This window comes from Martinezella lusitana (assembly GCF_016901135.1).
GTDB lineage: Bacteria > Pseudomonadota > Alphaproteobacteria > Rhizobiales > Rhizobiaceae > Rhizobium > Rhizobium lusitanum_D.
Map to the genome: position 1 here is coordinate 95879 of NZ_JAFEVL010000010.1, position 18865 is coordinate 114743.

Genomic DNA, 18865 nt, shown 5'->3' on the forward strand with positions numbered 1-18865 from the left:
CAACCCGAATCTGACAGTTTTTTGACTTCTGGACAAAAAACTACGCGCTTCTCCTCCATTGCGTTTGTCCCATTCTGAACTTATCTAAAGAGAAGGACGGAAAAAGAATGCAACCGGCCAATGTGTAGGGCCGAGGATAATTGAGTATCCGGAGGGGTTCATGCGTTTCCTGCTGCGTTTCGCTAGCCTTGTCGCGCTGGTGGTTGCTGTCATCGCCGGCACCATCGATTCCATCCAGTCGGTCGCGGCATCGGCCGTGGTGATGACCCCGATGGGCGATGCCTGGAACGATGTCAGCCCATCGTCGCTGGCGACGCTCCGCTCGATGATCTCCTATTATGTCCATCCGCAATTCTATGATCTGGCGATGCAGTGGTTGCTGTTCCAGCCGGCCTTTGCGGTTTTCCTGGCGCTCGCGCTGCTCCTATGGATGGTCGCCTACAAGCGGCCGCCGGTTGCCGGTCGTTTCAGCGTCTGAAGCGCCGTGCAAGACCCGTCGGGACCTGTGCCATTTTGGGGAGTGAGGCATTGACGAGGACGCCCTCGGGCGGCCTCGCAAGGGGAATGCGAAGCGCCGAACCAACGGTTGCGAGACGTTCGATGACCGCCTCGTTGGCTAATAAAATCGCAGTTTGAGAGCGAAATTGTTCAAAAATCGGCCCCTTTGTGCGGGTTTTTGGCAATTCCCACAAATCTTTACCAACTGAAAAATTTCTCGTGAATTTTTCGTGCAGCCATGCAAGGATGCGCGCCAGCTTGGCCTCGGGGGAGGCCGGCGGTTCCGCAGACATGTCCGGTCAACGGGCTTGCGGGAGGACCCAACAAAGATAGCAACAACAGGGCTGCAACTCATGAAAAAATCCCTTCTGACCCTTTTCGCCTTGGCTGCCATGTCGGCAACGGCGCTTGCGGCCGATATCAAGCCGGCAATCGTCTACGGAACTGGCGGCAAGTTCGACAAGTCCTTCAACGAAGCTGCCTATAGCGGCGCTGAAAAGTTCAAGAAGGAAACCGGCATCGCCTATCGCGACTTCGAGCCGACGGGCGACACCCAGGGCGAGCAGGCGCTGCGCAACTTCGCCAGCAAGGGCTTCAATCCGGTCATCGCCGTTTCTTTCGCGTGGACCTCGGCTCTCCAGAAGGTTGCCGCTGAATATCCGAAGACCAAATTCGTGCTGATCGACGACAGTCTTGATCTGCCGAACGTCCGCTCCGTCAAGTTCAAGGAAAACGAAGGCTCCTATCTCGCCGGCGTCATGGCCGCGCTGTCTTCGAAGACCGGCAAGGTCGGCTTCGTCGGCGGCATGGACATCCCGCTGATCCGCAAGTTCGAGTGTGGCTACGAGCAGGGCGCACGCGCTGCCAATCCGAAGATCGAAGTCTTCCAGAACATGACCGGCACGACGGGCGCTGCCTGGAATGACCCGGTTCGTGGCGGCGAGCTCACCAAGAACCAGATCGACCAGGGTGCCGACGTGGTTTACGCGGCTGCCGGCGCGACCGGCCTCGGCGTGCTGCAGACGGCCGCTGACAACAAGAAGCTGTCGATCGGCGTCGATAGCAACCAGAACTACCTGCATCCGGGCTCCGTTCTGACCTCCGTCGTCAAGCGCGTCGACCTCGCCGTCTACAACGCGTTCAGCGATGCCAAGAACGGCAAGTTCACGCCCGGCACGCAGGAACTCGGCCTGAAGGAAGAGGGCGTCGGCGTCGCCATGGACGACAACAACAAGCCGCTCGTGACGCCGGAAATTAAGGCTGCGGTCGACAAGGCAAAGGCCGATATCATTGGCGGCACCGTCAAGGTCCACGACTATACGGCCGACAACGCCTGCCCGAAGAGCTGATATGAAACAAGGGCGTATGACGGATCAAAACGTCATACGCCCTTTTCTTATCCGGAATCTGGTTTCTGGAGCCCCCTATAGTGAGCCAAACACCTGCCATCGAGCTCGTGGGCATCGACAAGAAGTTCGGTGCTGTCCACGCCAATAAAGATATCAACCTGACCGTCGCCAAGGGCTCGATCCACGGGATCATCGGCGAAAACGGTGCCGGGAAATCGACGCTCATGTCGATCATCTACGGATTCTATCACGCCGACAGCGGCGAGATCCGCATCAACGGCAATCCCATCGCCATCCGCGACAGCCAGGCGGCGATCGCCGCCGGCATTGGCATGGTGCACCAGCACTTCATGCTGGTCGATAATTTCACCGTGCTCGAAAACGTGATGCTGGGTGCCGAAGGCGGCGCGCTGCTCGCCAAGGGCGTCGCAGCCGCACGCGCCGAGCTTGGCCGGCTGGAGAAGGATTACGGCCTGGAGGTCGATCCGGACACATTGATCGAGGAGCTCCCCGTTGGCCAGCAGCAGCGCGTCGAGATCCTGAAGGCGATGTTTCGCGGCGCCGAGATCCTCATCCTCGATGAACCGACAGGCGTTCTGACGCCAGCCGAAGCCGACAATCTGTTCCGCATTCTCCGCGTGCTGCGCGACCAGGGCAAGACGATCCTCCTGATCACCCACAAGCTGCGCGAAATCATGGCGATCACCGATACGGTATCGGTCATGCGTCGCGGCGAGATGGTCGCCACCCGCAAGACGGCGGAAACCACGGTGGAAGAACTCGCAGAGCTGATGGTCGGCCGTCGCGTGCTGCTGCGCGTCGAGAAGGGCGCCTCCAATCCCGGCGACGTCCTGCTTTCGGTGCGCAACCTGACCGTCAAGGATGGCCGTGGCGTCACCATGGTCGACAATGTCTCCTTCGATGTGCGAGCTGGCGAGATCGTCGGCATTGCCGGCGTTGCCGGAAACGGTCAGTCCGAACTGCTGGAGGCGATCGCCGGCATCCGCAAGCCGGCCTCAGGCGAGATCCATCTGCACGGCAAGCCGATCGGCATGGCCGATCCTGCTGCTCTGCGCGACCTCGGGCTCGCCCATATTCCGGAGGATCGCCACCACATGGGCCTTGTCCTCAAATTCGAGGAATATGAAAACTCGATGCTCGGCTATCACCGCGACGTCAAATACGGGCGGGGCGGGATGCTCGATCTCGAAGCCATGCGCAAGGATGCGATCGAGAAGATCGAGAAATACGACATCCGCCCGCCGAATGCGCGGCTGAAGACCGCCAACTTCTCCGGCGGCAATCAGCAGAAGATCGTCGTCGCCCGCGAGATCGAGCGCGATCCGAAAGCCCTGCTGATCGGCCAGCCGACACGCGGCGTCGACATCGGCGCGATCGAGTTCATCCATCGGCGCATCATCGAGATGCGCGATGCCGGCAAGGCGATCCTGCTGGTCTCGGTGGAGCTGGATGAAATCCGTGCGCTGTCCGACCGTATCCTCGTCATGTTCGCCGGCCATGTCGTCGGCGAAAAAACGGCTGACGCCGGTGAACAAACGCTCGGCCTGATGATGGCCGGCATTGCGGCGTGAGGCGTTTATGAGCACGGCTTCCCTACCGCTCCCCAATTGGATCAACTACGGTTTGATCCCCATCCTCAATCTCATCATTGCCTTCCTGATTTCCGGCCTCGTCGTCTGGTTGATCGGCGAGAGTCCGCTCGATGCATTGGTCCTGCTTTTGCAGGGCGCGCTCGGCAGCGGCGAGGGCATCGGCTTCACGCTGTTTTATGCGACCAGCTTCATCTTCACCGGCCTGTCGGTCGCCGTCGCCATTCATGCCGGCCTGTTTAACATCGGCTCCGAAGGCCAGGCCTATGTCGGCGGTCTCGGCTGTGCCCTGGTGGCGCTGGCGCTGGACAGATACGTGCCCTGGTATGTGACGATGCCCTTCGCGGTGATCGGCGCGGCCATCTTCGGTGCGCTCTGGGCCCTCATTCCCGCCTGGCTGCAGGCCAAGCGCGGCAGCCACGTCGTCATCACCACCATCATGTTCAACTTCATCGCCTCGGCGATGATGAACTTCATCCTGGTGCATGTGCTGATCGTACCGGGCAAGATGGCGCCGGAAACCCGCACCTTTCTCGAAGGCGGCCAACTTCCGAAGCTCGATTGGCTGATGGCCATGTTCGGCTCGACCATCGGGGCCGCACCGCTCAACGTGTCCTTTCTCATCGCGCTGGTCATGTGTTTTCTCGTCTGGGTTCTCGTCTGGCGCACCAAGCTCGGCTATGAAATGCGCACGCTCGGCCTCAGCCCGACGGCCGCCGTCTATGCCGGCATTCCTTATGCCCGCACGGTGGTCATCGCCATGCTGATATCAGGCGGTCTCGCCGGCATGATGGCACTCAATCCGGTCATGGGTGCCTCCGCGCGCCTGCAGGTGGAGTTCGTGCTCGGCGCCGGTTTCGTCGGTATCGCCGTGTCGCTGATGGGACGCAACCATCCGTTCGGCATCATTCTGGCGGCGATCCTGTTCGGTATCCTCTATCAGGGCGGCGATGCGCTCTCTTTCGATATGCCGAACATCACGCGTGATATGATCGTCGTGATCCAGGGCCTCGTCATCCTGTTCGCCGGCGCCCTGGAATATATGTTCCGACCTGCGCTCGCGCGCATCTATCAAAAATTCGCCAGGACGTGAGGGTCGGATGATGGACTACTATGATCTTCTCATCAGCATTCTTGGCTCGACCATCCGCCTGTCGATTCCGCTGATCTTTACCGCGCTTGCGGGCCTGTTTTCCGAGCGTGCCGGCATTTTCGACATCGGCCTCGAAGGCAAGATGCTGGCATCGGCCTTTGCCGCCGCCTGTGTCGCCTCCGTCACCGGTTCGGCCTGGGCCGGGCTTGGCGCCGGCATTGCGATATCGGTCGTCTTCGGCCTGCTTCATGGCTTCGCGTCGATCACCAATCGCGGCAACCAGATCGTCTCCGGCGTCGCCATCAACTTCCTGACCGCAGGCTTGACCATCGTGCTCGGGCAGGCCTGGTTCGGCCAGGGCGGCCGCACGCCGACGCTGCCGGGCTCGGCGCGCTTCGCCTCGATCACGCTGCCCGGCGTCGATGCCGTGCGTGATGTGCCGTTCATTGGGCCGCTCTATGCCAACGTCATTTCCGGCAACAATATCCTCACCTATCTCGCCTTCCTCGCCGTGCCGATTTCCTGGTGGATCCTCTATCGCACTCGGTTCGGCCTGCGGCTGCGCGCCGTCGGTGAAAATCCGGGTGCAGTCGATACGGCCGGCATCTCCGTCGAGTGGCTGCGCTATCGCTCGCTGATCGTCGCCGGCATTCTCTGCGGCTTCTCCGGCACCTACCTTGCCATCGCCCAGTCGGCCGCCTTCATCAACAACATGTCGGCGGGCAAGGGCTATATCGCGCTTGCGGCGCTGATCTTCGCCAAGTGGAAGCCGGTGCCGGTCATGTTCACCTGCTTGCTCTTCGGCTTCCTCGACGCCTTCGCCAATTTCATGCAGGGCAAGGCGGTTCCGGGTATCGGCGAAGTGCCGGTACAGATTTTCCAGGCGCTGCCCTATATCCTCACCTGCATCCTGCTCGCAGGCTTTATCGGTGTCGCCAAGCCCCCCAAGGCCGGTGGCGTGCCCTATACCAAGGAGCGCTAGTCCATGTCGCATGATCTGTTCGAGGCCGCTCGCGGGGCGATGGCTTTCGCCCATGCCCCCTATTCGAAATTCCCCGTCGGCGCGGCGATCCGCGCCGAGGACGGCAAGATCTATGCCGGCGCCAATATCGAGAACCTGTCCTTCCCGCAGGGCTGGTGCGCCGAACCCACAGCGATCAGCCACATGATCATGGGTGGCGCCAAGAAGATCGTCGAGATGGCCGTGATTGCGGAAAAGCTGCCGCTCTGCCCGCCCTGCGGCGGCTGCCGGCAGAAGATCGCCGAATTCGCCAGCAAGGAAACACGCATCTATCTTTGCGATGAAGCCGGCGTGAGGAAGACCATGACCATGGACGAGATGCTGCCCTTCAGCTTTGAAACCGAGATACTCGGATGAGCGCCGCCGTCGATATCCTCTCCGAAAAGCTCGGCGATCTGAAGCCGCGCTACGGCATCGTTTTGGGCTCCGGCCTCGGCTCTCTCGTCGATGAAGTCGGGGATGCCGTGCGCATCCCCTATGCAGATTTGCCAGGTTTCCCCGTCAGCGCCGTTTCCGGTCATGCCGGTACTTTGGTCGCGGGCCAGCTCGGCGACGTGCCAGTTATCATGCTGTCCGGCCGCGTGCACTACTACGAAAAGGGCGACGCCAATGCCATGCGCGTGCCGATCGAGACGCTGAAGGCGCTCGGCGTCGAGACGCTGATTCTCACTAACTCGGCCGGATCGCTGCGGGAGGAGATGGCGCCCGGATCGGTGATGCAGATCACCGACCACATCAACTATTCCGGCATGAACCCGCTGATCGGCGAGGAAAGCGACAAGCGCTTCGTCGGCATGACCAGCGCCTATGACACCGACCTGATCATGCGCATGCGCAAGGCCGCGGAAAAGGCTGAGATCAAGATGTCGCACGGCGTCTATATGTGGTTTTCCGGACCGAGCTTCGAAACGCCGGCGGAGATCCGCATGGCGCGCATTCTGGGTGCCGATGCTGTGGGCATGTCGACCGTGCCGGAAGTCATTCTGGCGCGTCTTTTCGGCCTGAGGGTTGCCGCCGCCTCCGTCATCACTAACTATGGTGCTGGCATGACCGGCGCCGAGCTCACACATGATGAGACAAAGGACATGGCTCCGGTCGGCGGCGCTCGTCTCGCCGCCATCCTAAAAGAAATGATCGCCGACGGAGGAGATTCCCAATGACGAGCCATTCCCTTAGAGAAACGGCGGCCGTTGCGCTTTCCCTTCTCGACCTCACCAATCTCAAGGATGATTGCACGCCCGCCCAGATCGAGACGCTCTGCGCCCGCGCGCAATCCCCCTATGGCAATACCGCCGCGATCTGCATCTGGCCGCGCTTCGTCGCCCAGGCCCGCAGCATTCTCGGAACAGACCATGCCGTGAAGATCGCGACTGTCGTGAACTTTCCGGCCGGCGACATGGAGGTGGCCGACGTATCAGCCGAAGTCCGCGAAGCCATTGCCGATGGCGCCGACGAGATCGATCTGGTCATTCCCTATCACGCGCTTCTGGCCGGCAATGAACAGGCCGTCACCGATATGGTGGCAGCCGTCAAGGCCGAGTGCAAAGGGCCGGTCATCTTGAAGACCATTCTCGAAACCGGCGAACTGAAGGACGCCGCGCTGATCCAGCGCGCCTCCGAACTCGCCATCGATGCCGGCTCGGATTTCATCAAGACTTCCACCGGCAAGGTTGCCGTCAATGCGACGCTCGAAGCCGCCGACATCATGCTGCGGGCGATCCGCGCCAGCGGCCGCAAGGTCGGCTTCAAGCCGGCTGGCGGCATCGGTTCGGTCGCGGACGCGGCGCTGTATCTGAGCCTTGCCGATACGATCATGGCGCCCGATTGGGCCATGCCTTCGACCTTCCGTTTCGGTGCGTCGAGCCTGCTCGACGATATCCTAAGCGTACTGGCCGGCGGAGAGTCCAAGACGGCTTCGTCAGGCTATTGATCCGATGATCCCGCAGGAAATCATCAGGCTGAAGCGGAACGGCGCTGCCCTGTCGGCTGCCGATATCGATGGCTTCATCGGCGCGCTGGCGCGTGGCGAACTGGCGGAAAGCCAGATCGGCGCCTTTGCCATGGCCGTCTGGTTTCGCGGCATGACACGCGATGAGACCGTGGCGCTGACGCTCGCCATGGCCCACTCCGGTGATACGCTCTCCTGGTCCGGCATCGGCAGGCCGATCGCCGACAAGCATTCGACGGGCGGCGTCGGCGACAATGTCTCGCTGATGCTGGCGCCCATCGCCGCGGCCTGCGGCCTTGCAGTCCCCATGATCTCCGGCCGCGGCCTCGGCCACACCGGCGGCACGCTCGACAAGCTGGAATCCATTCCCGGCTACGGGATCACCCCCGATGCGGCGCGCTTCCGCAAGGTGGTGGACGAGGTGGGCTGTGCCATCATCGGCCAGACCGGCGCTTTGGCACCCGCCGACGGCAAGCTCTATTCGGTGCGTGATGTCACCGCCACCGTCGACTCTGTACCCTTGATCACCGCTTCGATCCTGTCGAAGAAACTGGCGGCGGGGCTGGAAACCTTGGTGCTTGATGTCAAGATCGGCAGCGGCGCCTTCATGACCTCGAATGAGGAGGCGGAGACGCTGGCCCGCTCGCTGGTGGATGTCGCCAACGGCGCCGGTGTGAAAACCTCCGCCCTGATCACCGATATGAATGAGCCTCTGGCGGATGCGGCTGGCAATGTGGTCGAGCTTCGTAGTTGCCTGGATTTTCTGAAGGGCAACAAGGCAGGCACGCGGCTTGAAACGGTCGTTCTGGCCTTTGCTGTGGAGATGCTGGTTCAGTCCGGCATTGCTGCGAGCAGCACAGAAGCAGAGGGCAGGGCACGAGACGCCATTGCTTCCGGCAAGGCCGCCGATATATTCGGCCGTATGGTGCATGGCCTCGGCGGTCCGGCCGATCTGCTCGAGAATCCCGATCGATATCTGACTACAGCCCCGGTGCAAAAGCCGGTTCTTGCCTCTTCCGATGGCTGGCTCGGCGCCTGCGATGCCCGCGCGATCGGCATGAGCGTGATCGATCTCGGCGGCGGGCGCCGTCATCCGCAGGACAAGATCGACCATCGCGTTGGCTTCAGCGATATCCTGCCGCTCGGCACGAGGGTCAACAAGGGTGATCGCATAGCAACCGTTCACGCCGCCGATGAGGCGAGTGCGGACAGGGCGGCGGCGGATTTTGCTGCCAACTATCGTATTGTCGAGGCAGGGCCTGCTTTGTCACCCGTCATCGTTACCAGGATTTGACGTGAAAACAATAGTATAGGGCGGCTGAGCGATTCTGCGAAACGCTTAGCCGCCCTATTGCGTCAGGCGCAATGTGCTGTTCTGGACACCATAGGAATTCAGCCTTTTCAGGAAGCTCATGCCGATAAGCGTCGTAGATAACGCGCTGTCCTTCGCCACGATGGCGTCGATGTCGCGGACCCTGATCCCGCCGATCTCCAGGCGCTCGAGCTTGACAAGTGCTACCTTGGAAGTGCCGTTTGCGGTTTGCATCGGATAACGATAGTCCAGATCGACGCTGCTGAAGCCGATGCTGCGTGCTGTGCTTTCGTTGATCGCGACATAGGTTGCACCGGTATCGATCATCCCATGCACCGGTCGGCCGTTAAGGTTGAAATCGCCCTGATAGTGGCCGCTCGCATCGGCGTGCAGCAATACGCTGCCATAGAGGCTGGGCGGTTCAGCCTTCTGCGGCGGAATGGAAACGGCTTCTACCGGCGCGGGCTTTTCTCTGCTTGCGATCCCGTTCAAGAGCGGTGGCACCTGGGTGGCCGCAACGGCGATAATGCCGGCAAAAACAAGAACGCGAACGAGCATCGGCAAGGCCCCTCCTGCGGGCATCGCCATATGTAAGTCAACTTTACTGAAGTGCCGCTAAAGCAATCAGTAAAAAGCCCGGCAGTTGGATGTTGCCGGGCAAAAAAGCAAATATAACGGCGAAATCTACTTCGTGCCGTACATACGGTCGCCGGCGTCGCCGAGACCGGGCACGATGTAGCCCTTCTCGTTCAGATGGCTGTCGATCGCGGCGGTGAAGACTGGTACGTCCGGATGCGCTGCACGGAAGTTGGCGATGCCTTCGGGGGCGGCCAGCAGGCAGAGGAAGCGGATATTGTGGGCGCCGCGCTCCTTCAGCTTGTCGATCGCCGCAATCGAGGAATTGCCGGTCGCCAGCATCGGGTCGACGACAATGATCAGGCGCTCGGCGATATCCTCCGGTGCCTTGAAGTAATATTCGACCGGCTGCAGCGTCTCGTGATCGCGGTAGACGCCGATATGCGAGACACGGGCCGAGGGCACGAGGTCGAGCATGCCTTCGAGCAGGCCGTTGCCGGCGCGCAGGATCGAGGCGAAGACCAGCTTCTTGCCTTCGAGGATCGGCGCATCCATCGGCTGCAGCGGCGTCTCGATGGTCTCGATGGTCAATTCCAGGTCGCGCGTCACTTCGTAGCAGAGCAGCGTCGAGATCTCGCGCAGCAGCCGGCGGAAGCTCCCTGTCGACGTCTCCTTCTTGCGCATGATTGTGAGCTTGTGTTGCACAAGCGGGTGATCGATGACAGTGACGCCGTCCATGGTTTCAGCCTTCCAGTAATTCCGCGATATGAGATGTTTCTTTCACGGAAATCGTCTCTGGTGCAAGAAAATAGGCCGCTTTGGGAAATTTCATCCCCAGTCTGCGGCCTAGAATCTAGCCTTTACAGCCTCGCCAGCAACGCCGCCCGCGTCGCCTCGTCCACGAAGGCCGCTTCGATCGCTATGCGGGTCATCGCATCGATCTCGTCATCGCTAAAGCCGAAGGCGGTTGAAGCCAGTTCGTATTCACGCTTCAGCGAGGTATGGAAGAATGGTGGATCGTCGGAATTGATCGTCACTTTCACGCCAGCATCGCGCAGCTTGCGCAGTGGATGCGACGGGAAATCCGGGAAGACATTCAGTGCGACGTTGGAGCCCGGGCAGACCTCCAGCACCGTGCCGAGGTCGGCGAGGCGCTTGACGAGGTCCGTATCCTCGATGGCGCGCACGCCATGGCCGATACGGTGAGGGCGGACCAGCTCGACGGCGTCGGCGACGCTGAAGGCGCCGCAGACTTCGCCGGCATGGATGGTGATGCCAAGCCCGGCTTCGCGGGCGATATCGAAGGCGCGGGCATAGTCGGCGACGCGGCCCATGCGTTCCTCGCCAGCCATGTTGAAGCCTGATATCAGCGGATTGTCGCTCCTGGCCGCATATTCGGCCGCCTTCACCACCCGGTCCGGGCCGAAGTGGCGTTCGCCTGTCACGATCAGCCGGGCCTCGATGCCGGTCTTTGCCTTGGCGGCGCGGATGCCGGCAGAAACCCCCGCCATATAGGCGTCGGCGCCGAGGCCGATGCGGTCGCCATGGTCGGGCGAGACGATGAGCTCGCTATAGATCGTGCCGATGCCGGCAAGCTCCTCCAGATAGGTCTCCGTCAGCAGCGCATAATCTTCCTCGGTGCGGTAGACCTCGGAAACCTTGTCGTAGCACACGAGGAATTCGGCGAAATCCTTCCAGAGATAGATGCCGTCCCTGAGGAAAGCGCTGGTGTCGACATTGTATTTCCGCGCCTGCGCGAGCGTCAGCGCCGGCGGAGCCGCGCCTTCCAGATGGCAATGCAGCTCCACCTTCTTCAAATGCGATGTCAAAGGAAACTCCTCCCATGCGGCCCTGCCGCAATGCCCAGATGTTTGGCTATCGTCTCGCCGATGTCGGCATAGGTCTGGCGGATGCCGATGGAGCGCGGGCGGATGCCCGGTGCATAGGCCATGATCGGCACGCGTTCACGCGTATGATCGGTGCCGCGCCAGGTCGGGTCGCAACCGTGATCGGCCGTCAGGACGACGAGATCGCCGGCCTTCAGCTTCTTGTAGATCTCCGGCAGCCGCGTGTCGAAGGCCTCGAGCGCTGCGGCGTAGCCCGGCACATCGCGGCGATGTCCGTAGACCATGTCGAAATCGACGAAATTGGTGAAAACCAGATCGCCGTCGGCCGCCTCGTCCATGGCCTTCAGCGTGGCATCCATCAATGCCATATTGCCATTGGCCTTGATGACTTTGGAAACGCCTTGATGGGCGAAGATATCACCGATCTTGCCCACCGCATGGACGGTGCGTTCGGCCTTGATGAGGCGGTCGAGCAGGGTCGGTTCCGGCGGCAGCACGGAGAAGTCGCGGCGATTTCCGGTCCGCTCGAACGTCGCTGCCGTCTCACCGATGAAGGGGCGGGCGATGACGCGGCCGATATTGTAGGGATCGAGCAAGCCGCGCACGGTCTTGCAGAGGGTGATCAGCCGATCGAGCCCGAAATGCTGCTCATGCGCGGCGATCTGGAAGACGGAATCGGACGAGGTGTAGCAGATCGGCTTGCCGCTGCGGATGTGCTCTTCTCCGAGCCGGGCAATGATATCCGTGCCGGATGCATGACAATTGCCGAGAATGCCGGGCAGATCGGCCGCTTCGCAGATGGCGTTCACCAGCTCCGGCGGAAAGGCGTCACCCTCGACGGGAAAGTAACCCCAATCGAACATGACAGGCGTTCCGGCGATCTCCCAATGGCCTGACGGTGTGTCCTTGCCGCGCGAAACCTCGCTGGCACAGCCGTAGAGTCCGTAAAGCTTCTCAGGCTGCGGCATTCCGGCGGGATAGCTGCCTGTCGCGGCCTTGGCGATCTCCAGCAGCCCGAAGGCGGACATGGTCGGCAATACCAACGGTCCCTGGCGCAAGCCTTCGCGGTCGGCAACACCGGCGGCGCAGAATTCGGCGATATGGCCGAGCGTGTCCGCACCCTCGTCACCATAGCTTGCCGCATCCGGGCCGCCGCCGACGCCGAAAGAGTCCAGAACGAAGAGAAAGGCGCGCGCCATGGATCACCCGATAAAGATCATCGCCGCCCGGCAAGTTCCGCCGGGTGCATTGGACGTCACCCATATAACGGAGGCAACGACTTGGCAATTTTCCGTTTCGGTGGGAAATGCCGAGCCTGGTCTTGATGATCGCACTCAGCAGTCGCTGCAGCTGATCGACGTGCCGACACGCTGGCGATAGTAATACTGCCGGCTTATGGTGATCTGGTTGGTGCCGCTCGGCAGGAAGTTGGCGCCGAAACTGATGAGCTGGTAAGGGATGGCAAGCTCGCTGCGGACAAGGAATGTGCTCGGCTGGTTCAGGTTGGTGGGGATCGTGGTCGCGGTTCCAGCCGAATAAGGCCGCGTCCCGTCCTGCGCCCAGGACCAAGCCACCGTCGCATTTCCTGCAGCGTCGATCGCAATGCCAGTAATCTTCAATGTCAGGCCGGTGGTCACGTAGGGCGCGAAAATAGCACTGGCCACGGACGGCATGGTGGCGAGCACCGACTTCGTGATGGTCGACTGCTGCGAGACGATATCCGCGATCGAGCCGGCCGAGCGGCTGGCACGCTTCGAGAAGCTGAGGCCGACGGTAAGCTCGAAAGCACCGAGGTAGAGCATCAGCAGCACCGGGAAAAGAATGGCGAATTCGATTGCGCCGATGCCGCGCTGGTCGCGTGCAAAGCGCCGCAGGAGGCCGAAGGACGTGCCTTCCTTCTCAACTATGTTTGCTTGCCCGCTCACGGATAGTTCTCATTCTGGAAAGCGGCTGTCGCGACGATGAGATAGGTCGTCGGCATCGAGCCGTCGGATGGACGTATGTTGGTGAGATAGGGCCGCATCAGATCCGTCATGATCTGCCATCGATAGTAGGCGCGCACCATGTTCATGGATTTGGCGCCGCCAGGTGCGAATGCAAAGCCGGTGGTCTTGAGATCGGAATAGGGATCCGTCGACGATTGGCGCGGAACTGTCGTCGGCATGGCTGCGAAGCTGGTGTAGTTTTCAACATCGAGATAGAGGCTCGATGGCGTCGCCGCTTCCGATGACGAGCAAGTGATCAGCACCGAGATCTCATTGCAGAAGGCCTGGCGGAATTGCTGCTGAGTTGTATTGCTTGCGGTGATTTGCCCGGTTCTGATCTGGCGCGACAGGGTGTCGACGGCATTGGAAATGACCTGCTCGGCGGTGAAGGCGACGAAGGTCTCCAGGATCGCGAAGATGATCAGGAAATAGGGAATGGCGAGCAAAGCGAACTCGATGGCCGCAGTCCCGTCGCGAGAGCGTACGAATTCGCGCAGACGGCCCTGGGCACGTCGCCGTGCTGGGCTCTTGTTTCCGAGAAGATCATCGTCTGGCATCATTGAATATCCGCGGCGATTTGCCTGCGGGTGAAACTAGAGATGCTTTCTTGATAATCCGTTTCTCTTCTCTCTTCATATTTAGAGGAAACCAGGATTATCGATTGGAAGGTAATTCTTATATATTTCCTTCGAATATTTGCGCTAGCAAATACAGCTTACTGGCCAGTTGGCGCGGCTGTCGCGGTATTGCTCTGCTGAGCGTGCTGTTCACAATTGGGCGTGCACGACAGTACGGCGCGATCCGTCTGGCGAAAGACGCGCACCGTATTGCCTTCATCGATCGAGACCAGGATCTGTTCGTCCACGATCGCATTACCGTCAGCATCGAGCAGGATGATATTCGTGGTGCCAAAATTGCGGCCGGTCAGCACGATAGTCTTCGGATCGGCGACAGTCGCATCGGCGACCTGGGAATTTCCGACGATGACTTTGGCGACGGGGCGGTCAAGCTTCAATACGCGCGCGTGATCCATATAGACGCGCAGCATGCTTTCCCCAGCAGCGTGGGAAAGCTGCGGCGTCATGCCGACCAGGGCGACGATGCCGGCAAGGAATGCGGTTTTGCCGCCGATTGGCATGGCTTGGCCTCTTGGAATTTATGTCGAAAACGTCTGCAGGACAGAATGGGAAAGAATGGTGAATGAACGATTAAGGGGCAGCCCGATCGCGTGATTATGACGCTAGTGTCCCTCATCGGACTTCCGTTCTTCGTTTTTCACGACAAATACGCGTCAATACGAGGCAAGTCACATATTAGTCTAATATACGCGCGCCTAATAATTTCTTTTAGCCTAAAAGTTTTCTTTAAAAATGCTTGGAAAGACCTGAACTGGAGTTAACTATTCTATTTTCGCTTTGGTATTTACAATACATTAACCCACTTCTTTAAAGCGATGGAAACGGCGCGCGAATAGGGTTCAACTCATCCGATCAACGGCAAACAGTTGGCGGACGTGCTGTCAACAAAGTGAGTGGAGTAAATTAATGTCCAAGCTTTTTTCGCGCTTCCTGAAGGATGAATCTGGTGCGACCGCAATTGAATACGGCCTGATCGCTGCTCTGATCTCGGTCGCCATCATTGCCGGCGCAACCACCCTGGGCAATACGCTCAGCACGACCTTCAACAACATCTCTACCCAGATGAACAAGTCTGGCACCGGTGTTGGTACCAAGTAAGATATTTGCCTTAACGGCATAATATTTCCCGGAAGCCGCTCAATAAAATGGGCGGTTTCCGATATTTATATCTACAAAGGGGATATGGCATGTTCGAAGCTGCGGCGTTACTTATATTTCCGCTCTGCATGTCGATCGCGGCAATCTCTGATCTGCTGACAATGACGATCCCAAATCGTGTATCCTTGGCGCTCGCGGTCTCCTTCTTGGTATTAGCGCCCGTTTTCGGACTGTCATTGACAGAAATCGGCATGCACTTTGCCGGCGCCAGCGTTGTCTTTTTTGCCTGCTTCGCACTCTTTGCGTTGAATGTCATGGGCGGCGGCGACGCGAAGCTCTTGGCTGCTACCGCGCTCTGGTTCGGTTTCGATTCTTCCCTGATGATATTTCTCGTCTATGTCGCGTTTATTGGCGGGGTAGTGACGGTTCTAATCGTTCTGCTCCGGTCGCAATCCAGCATTATTATGGCCATTGGCTTGCCCGTGCCGAATTCATTGATGGTCGCCAAGAAGATCCCTTACGGCATTGCCATCGCTATCGGCGGCATCCTCGCCTTTCCCTCCTCGCCGCTCTTGATCGCAGCGACCCAAGGGGCGCTCTAAGCGGTCAATTGGCGAGTATAAATTAAATCATTATATGAATAAGTTCTAATTTAACTCAAGTAATTATGGTTAAGTAATGGTAGATGTAATACACCATTAACCATAATTACACCAATTGCTGAGCATTCTGCGGGGCGAAGAATCCTATTCCCCAAGGAATGACCATGAAACCCGCTCGGACAATAATACTCGCAGTGGCAGCCGTCGCGGCAGGGATGGCCGGCCTGCTGGCGATGCGTCTGGCTGGTTCGCACAATATCGTACCCCAGGTTGCGGCGGTGGTAGAAAAGGAAGCGACGATCAATGTGCTCGTTGCGAGCGCCAATCTGCCTGTCGGATCGCGCCTGAATGAGAAATCGGTCCATTGGATGGGCTGGCCGGAAAGCGGCCTTGTCAAGGGCCTCATCACCGAGAGCGAGCGGCCCGATGCGCTGAAGGACCTGAACGGCGCGGTGGTCCGCCTGCCGATTTTCGAGGGTGAGCCGATCCGGGAAGAAAAGGTCGCTGATTCCAACAGCCACATCCTTTCCTCGTTGCTGCCTTCCGGCAAGCGGGCCGTTGCTACCGAGATTTCCGTCGCGACCGGTGCCGGCGGTTTCATTCTTCCGAATGACCGCGTTGACGTGATCATGGTTCGCAAGGGTGCGCAGCAGCAGCTCATAACCGAGACGGTGCTCAGCAACGTACGTGTTTTGGCTGTCGACCAGCAGATCGAGGAGAAGCAGGACGGCAGCAAGGCTGCGGTTGGTGCGACCGCGACGCTGGAACTGACGCCGGATCAGACGAAGGTTCTGGTTGTCGCGCACCAGATGGCCGATCGGCTGACGCTGGCATTGCGCTCCGTCGCCGACGCGCAGCAACCGGACACGACCGCCGCCGACTATCTGCTGGCCGGCGACAGCGGCAGCGGCCTTGTGCAAGTCATCAAGTCGGGAACGATCGTGACCGATGGCCCAACCGGAATGAAACCACAATGAGAAGGGGCGGGATCATGTTCAAGACCAACAAAAAAGCCAGCTCTCCTCTCGCTGCAATTCTCTCGTTTTCCGTCGCCTTTGCGGGTCTGCCTTTGGCTGATGTCCCGGCTTTCCTGCGCATGTCGGCCGCGCATGCAGATGGCTCTGACAGCATCGTCACTATCGCCGGCCTCGGCACGAAACGCACTTTGAGGCTCGGTCTCAACAAGGCGCTGGTCGTCGATCTGCCGGCCGACGCACATGACATCCTCGTTTCAGATCCGAAAATGGCAGATGCCGTGACGCGCACGTCGCGTCGCATCTATCTCTTCGGCAAGACGGTCGGCCAGACCAACATCTTTGTCTTCGGTGCCGACGGCAAGGAAATCGTCAGTCTCGACCTCCAGATCGAGCGCGACATCGCCGGCCTGCAGGACAATATCAAACGTTTCATCCCGGACTCCGACATCGATGTCGAAATCGTTTCCGACAATATCGTCCTGACGGGCACCGTGCGCACGCCGCAGGATGCATCGCGGGCGCAGCAGCTAGCGCAGGCTTTCCTGAAAGGCGGTGAAGCGACGACCCGCACGGAGACTGCGACAGGCACCGGTGGCGATAGCTCTGTCGCTCTCTTCGCCGAAGGGCGGCAAACCTCGCAGATCGTCAACATGTTGCAAATCGAGGGCGAGGATCAGGTCACGCTCAAGGTGACCGTCGCCGAGATCAAGCGCAGCGTTCTGAAGCAGATCGGCTTCGACAATCTCGTCAGCAATTCCTCTGGTCTGACGGTGGCGCAGCTCGGCAATATTTCGCCCGACGCTACAGCGGCGGCTGGCGGCGGCGGTCTGGCCAGCCTGTTCAAAACTGCCGTCGGCAAGTACAATATCAGCACCTATCTCAACGCGCTGGAGCAGGCGGGTGCCGTTCGTACACTGGCGGAGCCGACGCTGACGGCGATCTCCGGTCAGGCCGCGACCTTCACTTCGGGCGGTCAGACACTCTATTCCACGACGAACAAGGACGGGACCGTCACGATCACGCCCTTCACCTATGGTATCAGCCTGGCCTTCACGCCGGTGGTATTATCTGCCGGACGCATCAGCCTGCACGTCCAGACGCAGGTGTCGAACCCGGTCGGCACGGCAAACACGGCAACGTACAATCAGCGCGCCGCCGATACTTCGGTCGAATTGCCGTCAGGCGGCTCGATAGCCCTTGCCGGTCTTTTGAGTGACAGCATCCAACAGACCACCAACGGCACGCCTGGCGCCTCGAAAATCCCGATCCTCGGTGCGCTGTTCCGACAGAAGAGCTTCCAGCGCGACGAAAGCGAGCTGGTCATTATTGCGACGCCCTATCTTGTGCGCCCGGTGGCCCGCAGTCAGCTTGCTCGTCCCGACGACAATTTCTCGCCGAGCAACGATGTCAGCGGCTTCTTCATGAACCGTGTCAACAAGATTTACGGCCGCAAGGATGCGCCGCCGGTCGCCGACGCCGATTTTCACGGCACCGTTGGCTTCATCTACAAATGAGGGGACACGGAGCATGACGCGCACCTTTTCAACCGGATCAACGAGAGATCAGAAGATGGCCAGTCTCGACCGTAACGCGCCCCGCACCGGCCGGCCCCGTTTCTCCACGCTGGCCTTGATTGTGCCGACCTTGATCCTGACCGCCGCCGCCATCAGCGGCTGTGCCGATTCAAGGGATCGCATGACGACCAGCGCCATCAATGACGATTATCGTCAGCGCCACCCGATCGTGTTGACGGAGAAGGAACACAATGTCGACATACCCGTCGCCGCCAGCGATCGCCACCTGACCACGGGCATGCGCGACACCGTCCGCGGCTTCGTTCAGGATTACAGGGCGCATGCGAGCGGCACGGTCGAAATCCTGTCACCAAGGCAGTCGGTGAACGCTTTGGCCGCATCGGCGCTGCGCCGACAGATCCGCGGGGAACTGGTGGCCAACGGCATACCGTCGGGGCGCATCGTCGACACCTATTATCCAGCCGGTGGTCCTGATGACGCAGCTCCGATCCGTCTGCGCTTCGCCGCGACGACCGCAGCCACCAACGCTTGCGGCCAATGGCCCGACGATCTCTCGGACAACGCCTTCGACAACCAGAATTATTACAATTTCGGCTGCGCGACCCAGCAGAACCTGGCGGCGCAGGTCGCCAGCCCGACGGATCTGATCTCGCCGCGCGCCACGACGCCGATCGATACCGATCAGCGCGGCAAGATAATCGACAATTATCGCAGCGGCTCGGTCGCGACCAGTACGGCAACGCTCGGCGGGTTCAGTTCTGGAAATTGAGAGCAAG

General features: G+C 60.0%; 22 protein-coding genes. 14 read left to right on the top strand and 8 right to left on the bottom strand.

Annotated features, from left to right (window positions below; genetic code table 11):
* Positions 1-160 precede the first annotated feature (160 nt).
* Positions 161-478, top strand: coding sequence for a hypothetical protein (locus JTP94_RS03385; protein WP_204849154.1), 318 nt, complete (start codon positions 161-163; stop codon positions 476-478).
* Here JTP94_RS03385 and JTP94_RS03390 read toward each other — a convergent pair.
* Positions 468-791, bottom strand: a complete 324-nt coding sequence (locus tag JTP94_RS03390; protein ID WP_204849155.1) for a hypothetical protein — start codon at positions 789-791, stop codon at positions 468-470. The genes JTP94_RS03385 and JTP94_RS03390 overlap by 11 nt on opposite strands.
* 60 nt (positions 792-851) lie before the next feature.
* Between JTP94_RS03390 and JTP94_RS03395 the strand changes: the two genes are divergently transcribed.
* The 8 genes from JTP94_RS03395 to deoA all read left to right on the top strand — a co-directional run bounded on the left by JTP94_RS03395 (position 852) and on the right by deoA (position 8813).
* On the top strand, positions 852-1847 hold the full coding sequence (locus JTP94_RS03395) for a BMP family protein (protein WP_204849156.1): 996 nt from the start codon (positions 852-854) through the stop codon (positions 1845-1847).
* Positions 1848-1927: 80 nt separating this feature from the next.
* On the top strand, positions 1928-3439 hold the full coding sequence (locus tag JTP94_RS03400; RefSeq protein ID WP_204849157.1) for an ABC transporter ATP-binding protein: 1512 nt from the start codon (positions 1928-1930) through the stop codon (positions 3437-3439).
* A gap of 7 nt (positions 3440-3446) precedes the next feature.
* Positions 3447-4550, top strand: coding sequence for an ABC transporter permease (locus tag JTP94_RS03405; RefSeq protein ID WP_204849158.1), 1104 nt, complete (start codon positions 3447-3449; stop codon positions 4548-4550).
* Between the two features lie 10 nt (positions 4551-4560).
* Positions 4561-5532: an ABC transporter permease gene (locus JTP94_RS03410; RefSeq protein WP_204849552.1), complete on the top strand. Its 972-nt coding sequence runs from the start codon at positions 4561-4563 to the stop codon at positions 5530-5532.
* A gap of 3 nt (positions 5533-5535) precedes the next feature.
* Positions 5536-5928: a cytidine deaminase gene (locus tag JTP94_RS03415; RefSeq protein WP_204849159.1), complete on the top strand. Its 393-nt coding sequence runs from the start codon at positions 5536-5538 to the stop codon at positions 5926-5928.
* The gene (locus JTP94_RS03420) at positions 5925-6731 is read left to right on the top strand and encodes a purine-nucleoside phosphorylase (RefSeq protein WP_204849160.1); all 807 of its coding nucleotides are present in this window, start codon (positions 5925-5927) and stop codon (positions 6729-6731) included. The genes JTP94_RS03415 and JTP94_RS03420 overlap by 4 nt, the downstream gene beginning before the upstream one ends.
* Positions 6728-7501: a deoxyribose-phosphate aldolase gene (gene deoC / locus JTP94_RS03425; RefSeq protein WP_204849161.1), complete on the top strand. Its 774-nt coding sequence runs from the start codon at positions 6728-6730 to the stop codon at positions 7499-7501. The genes JTP94_RS03420 and deoC overlap by 4 nt, the downstream gene beginning before the upstream one ends.
* A gap of 4 nt (positions 7502-7505) precedes the next feature.
* Positions 7506-8813: a thymidine phosphorylase gene (gene deoA / locus JTP94_RS03430; RefSeq protein ID WP_204849162.1), complete on the top strand. Its 1308-nt coding sequence runs from the start codon at positions 7506-7508 to the stop codon at positions 8811-8813.
* 54 nt (positions 8814-8867) lie between these two features.
* On the opposite strand, the gene JTP94_RS03435 is transcribed toward deoA, so the two are convergent.
* From JTP94_RS03435 to JTP94_RS03465, 7 genes are all read right to left on the bottom strand, one after another.
* Positions 8868-9389, bottom strand: coding sequence for a TIGR02281 family clan AA aspartic protease (locus tag JTP94_RS03435; RefSeq protein ID WP_204849163.1), 522 nt, complete (start codon positions 9387-9389; stop codon positions 8868-8870).
* Between the two features lie 126 nt (positions 9390-9515).
* Positions 9516-10145 carry a uracil phosphoribosyltransferase gene (upp, locus tag JTP94_RS03440; RefSeq protein WP_034511998.1) on the bottom strand — a complete coding sequence of 210 codons (630 nt, stop codon included), beginning with the start codon at positions 10143-10145 and terminating at the stop codon, positions 9516-9518.
* A 122-nt stretch (positions 10146-10267) separates the two neighbouring features.
* On the bottom strand, positions 10268-11236 hold the full coding sequence (locus tag JTP94_RS03445) for an adenosine deaminase (protein WP_204849164.1): 969 nt from the start codon (positions 11234-11236) through the stop codon (positions 10268-10270).
* Positions 11233-12453, bottom strand: coding sequence for a phosphopentomutase (locus JTP94_RS03450; RefSeq protein ID WP_204849165.1), 1221 nt, complete (start codon positions 12451-12453; stop codon positions 11233-11235). Before JTP94_RS03450 ends, JTP94_RS03445 begins: the two co-directional genes overlap by 4 nt.
* 135 nt (positions 12454-12588) lie before the next feature.
* Positions 12589-13179 carry a TadE/TadG family type IV pilus assembly protein gene (locus JTP94_RS03455; protein ID WP_271025511.1) on the bottom strand — a complete coding sequence of 197 codons (591 nt, stop codon included), beginning with the start codon at positions 13177-13179 and terminating at the stop codon, positions 12589-12591.
* Positions 13176-13799 (bottom strand): TadE/TadG family type IV pilus assembly protein, encoded by a 624-nt coding sequence (locus JTP94_RS03460; RefSeq protein WP_204849166.1) that lies wholly within the window; start codon positions 13797-13799, stop codon positions 13176-13178. Before JTP94_RS03460 ends, JTP94_RS03455 begins: the two co-directional genes overlap by 4 nt.
* A gap of 155 nt (positions 13800-13954) precedes the next feature.
* A complete protein-coding gene (locus tag JTP94_RS03465) occupies positions 13955-14377 on the bottom strand; it encodes a pilus assembly protein N-terminal domain-containing protein (protein ID WP_204849167.1) in 423 nt (140 codons plus the stop codon).
* Between the two features lie 406 nt (positions 14378-14783).
* On the opposite strand from JTP94_RS03465, the gene JTP94_RS03470 reads away from it, so the two are divergent.
* From JTP94_RS03470 to JTP94_RS03490, 5 genes are all read left to right on the top strand, one after another.
* Entirely contained in the window at positions 14784-14975 is a 192-nt protein-coding gene (locus tag JTP94_RS03470; protein WP_037200394.1) for a Flp family type IVb pilin, read from the top strand.
* An 89-nt stretch (positions 14976-15064) separates the two neighbouring features.
* The gene (locus JTP94_RS03475) at positions 15065-15577 is read left to right on the top strand and encodes a prepilin peptidase (protein WP_204849168.1); all 513 of its coding nucleotides are present in this window, start codon (positions 15065-15067) and stop codon (positions 15575-15577) included.
* Between the two features lie 164 nt (positions 15578-15741).
* Complete coding sequence (gene cpaB / locus JTP94_RS03480; protein WP_204849169.1) at positions 15742-16554, top strand: Flp pilus assembly protein CpaB; 813 nt, start codon at positions 15742-15744, stop codon at positions 16552-16554.
* 14 nt (positions 16555-16568) lie between these two features.
* On the top strand, positions 16569-18068 hold the full coding sequence (locus tag JTP94_RS03485; RefSeq protein ID WP_204849170.1) for a type II and III secretion system protein family protein: 1500 nt from the start codon (positions 16569-16571) through the stop codon (positions 18066-18068).
* Between the two features lie 55 nt (positions 18069-18123).
* Complete coding sequence (locus tag JTP94_RS03490; protein WP_204849171.1) at positions 18124-18858, top strand: CpaD family pilus assembly protein; 735 nt, start codon at positions 18124-18126, stop codon at positions 18856-18858.
* Positions 18859-18865 lie beyond the last annotated feature (7 nt).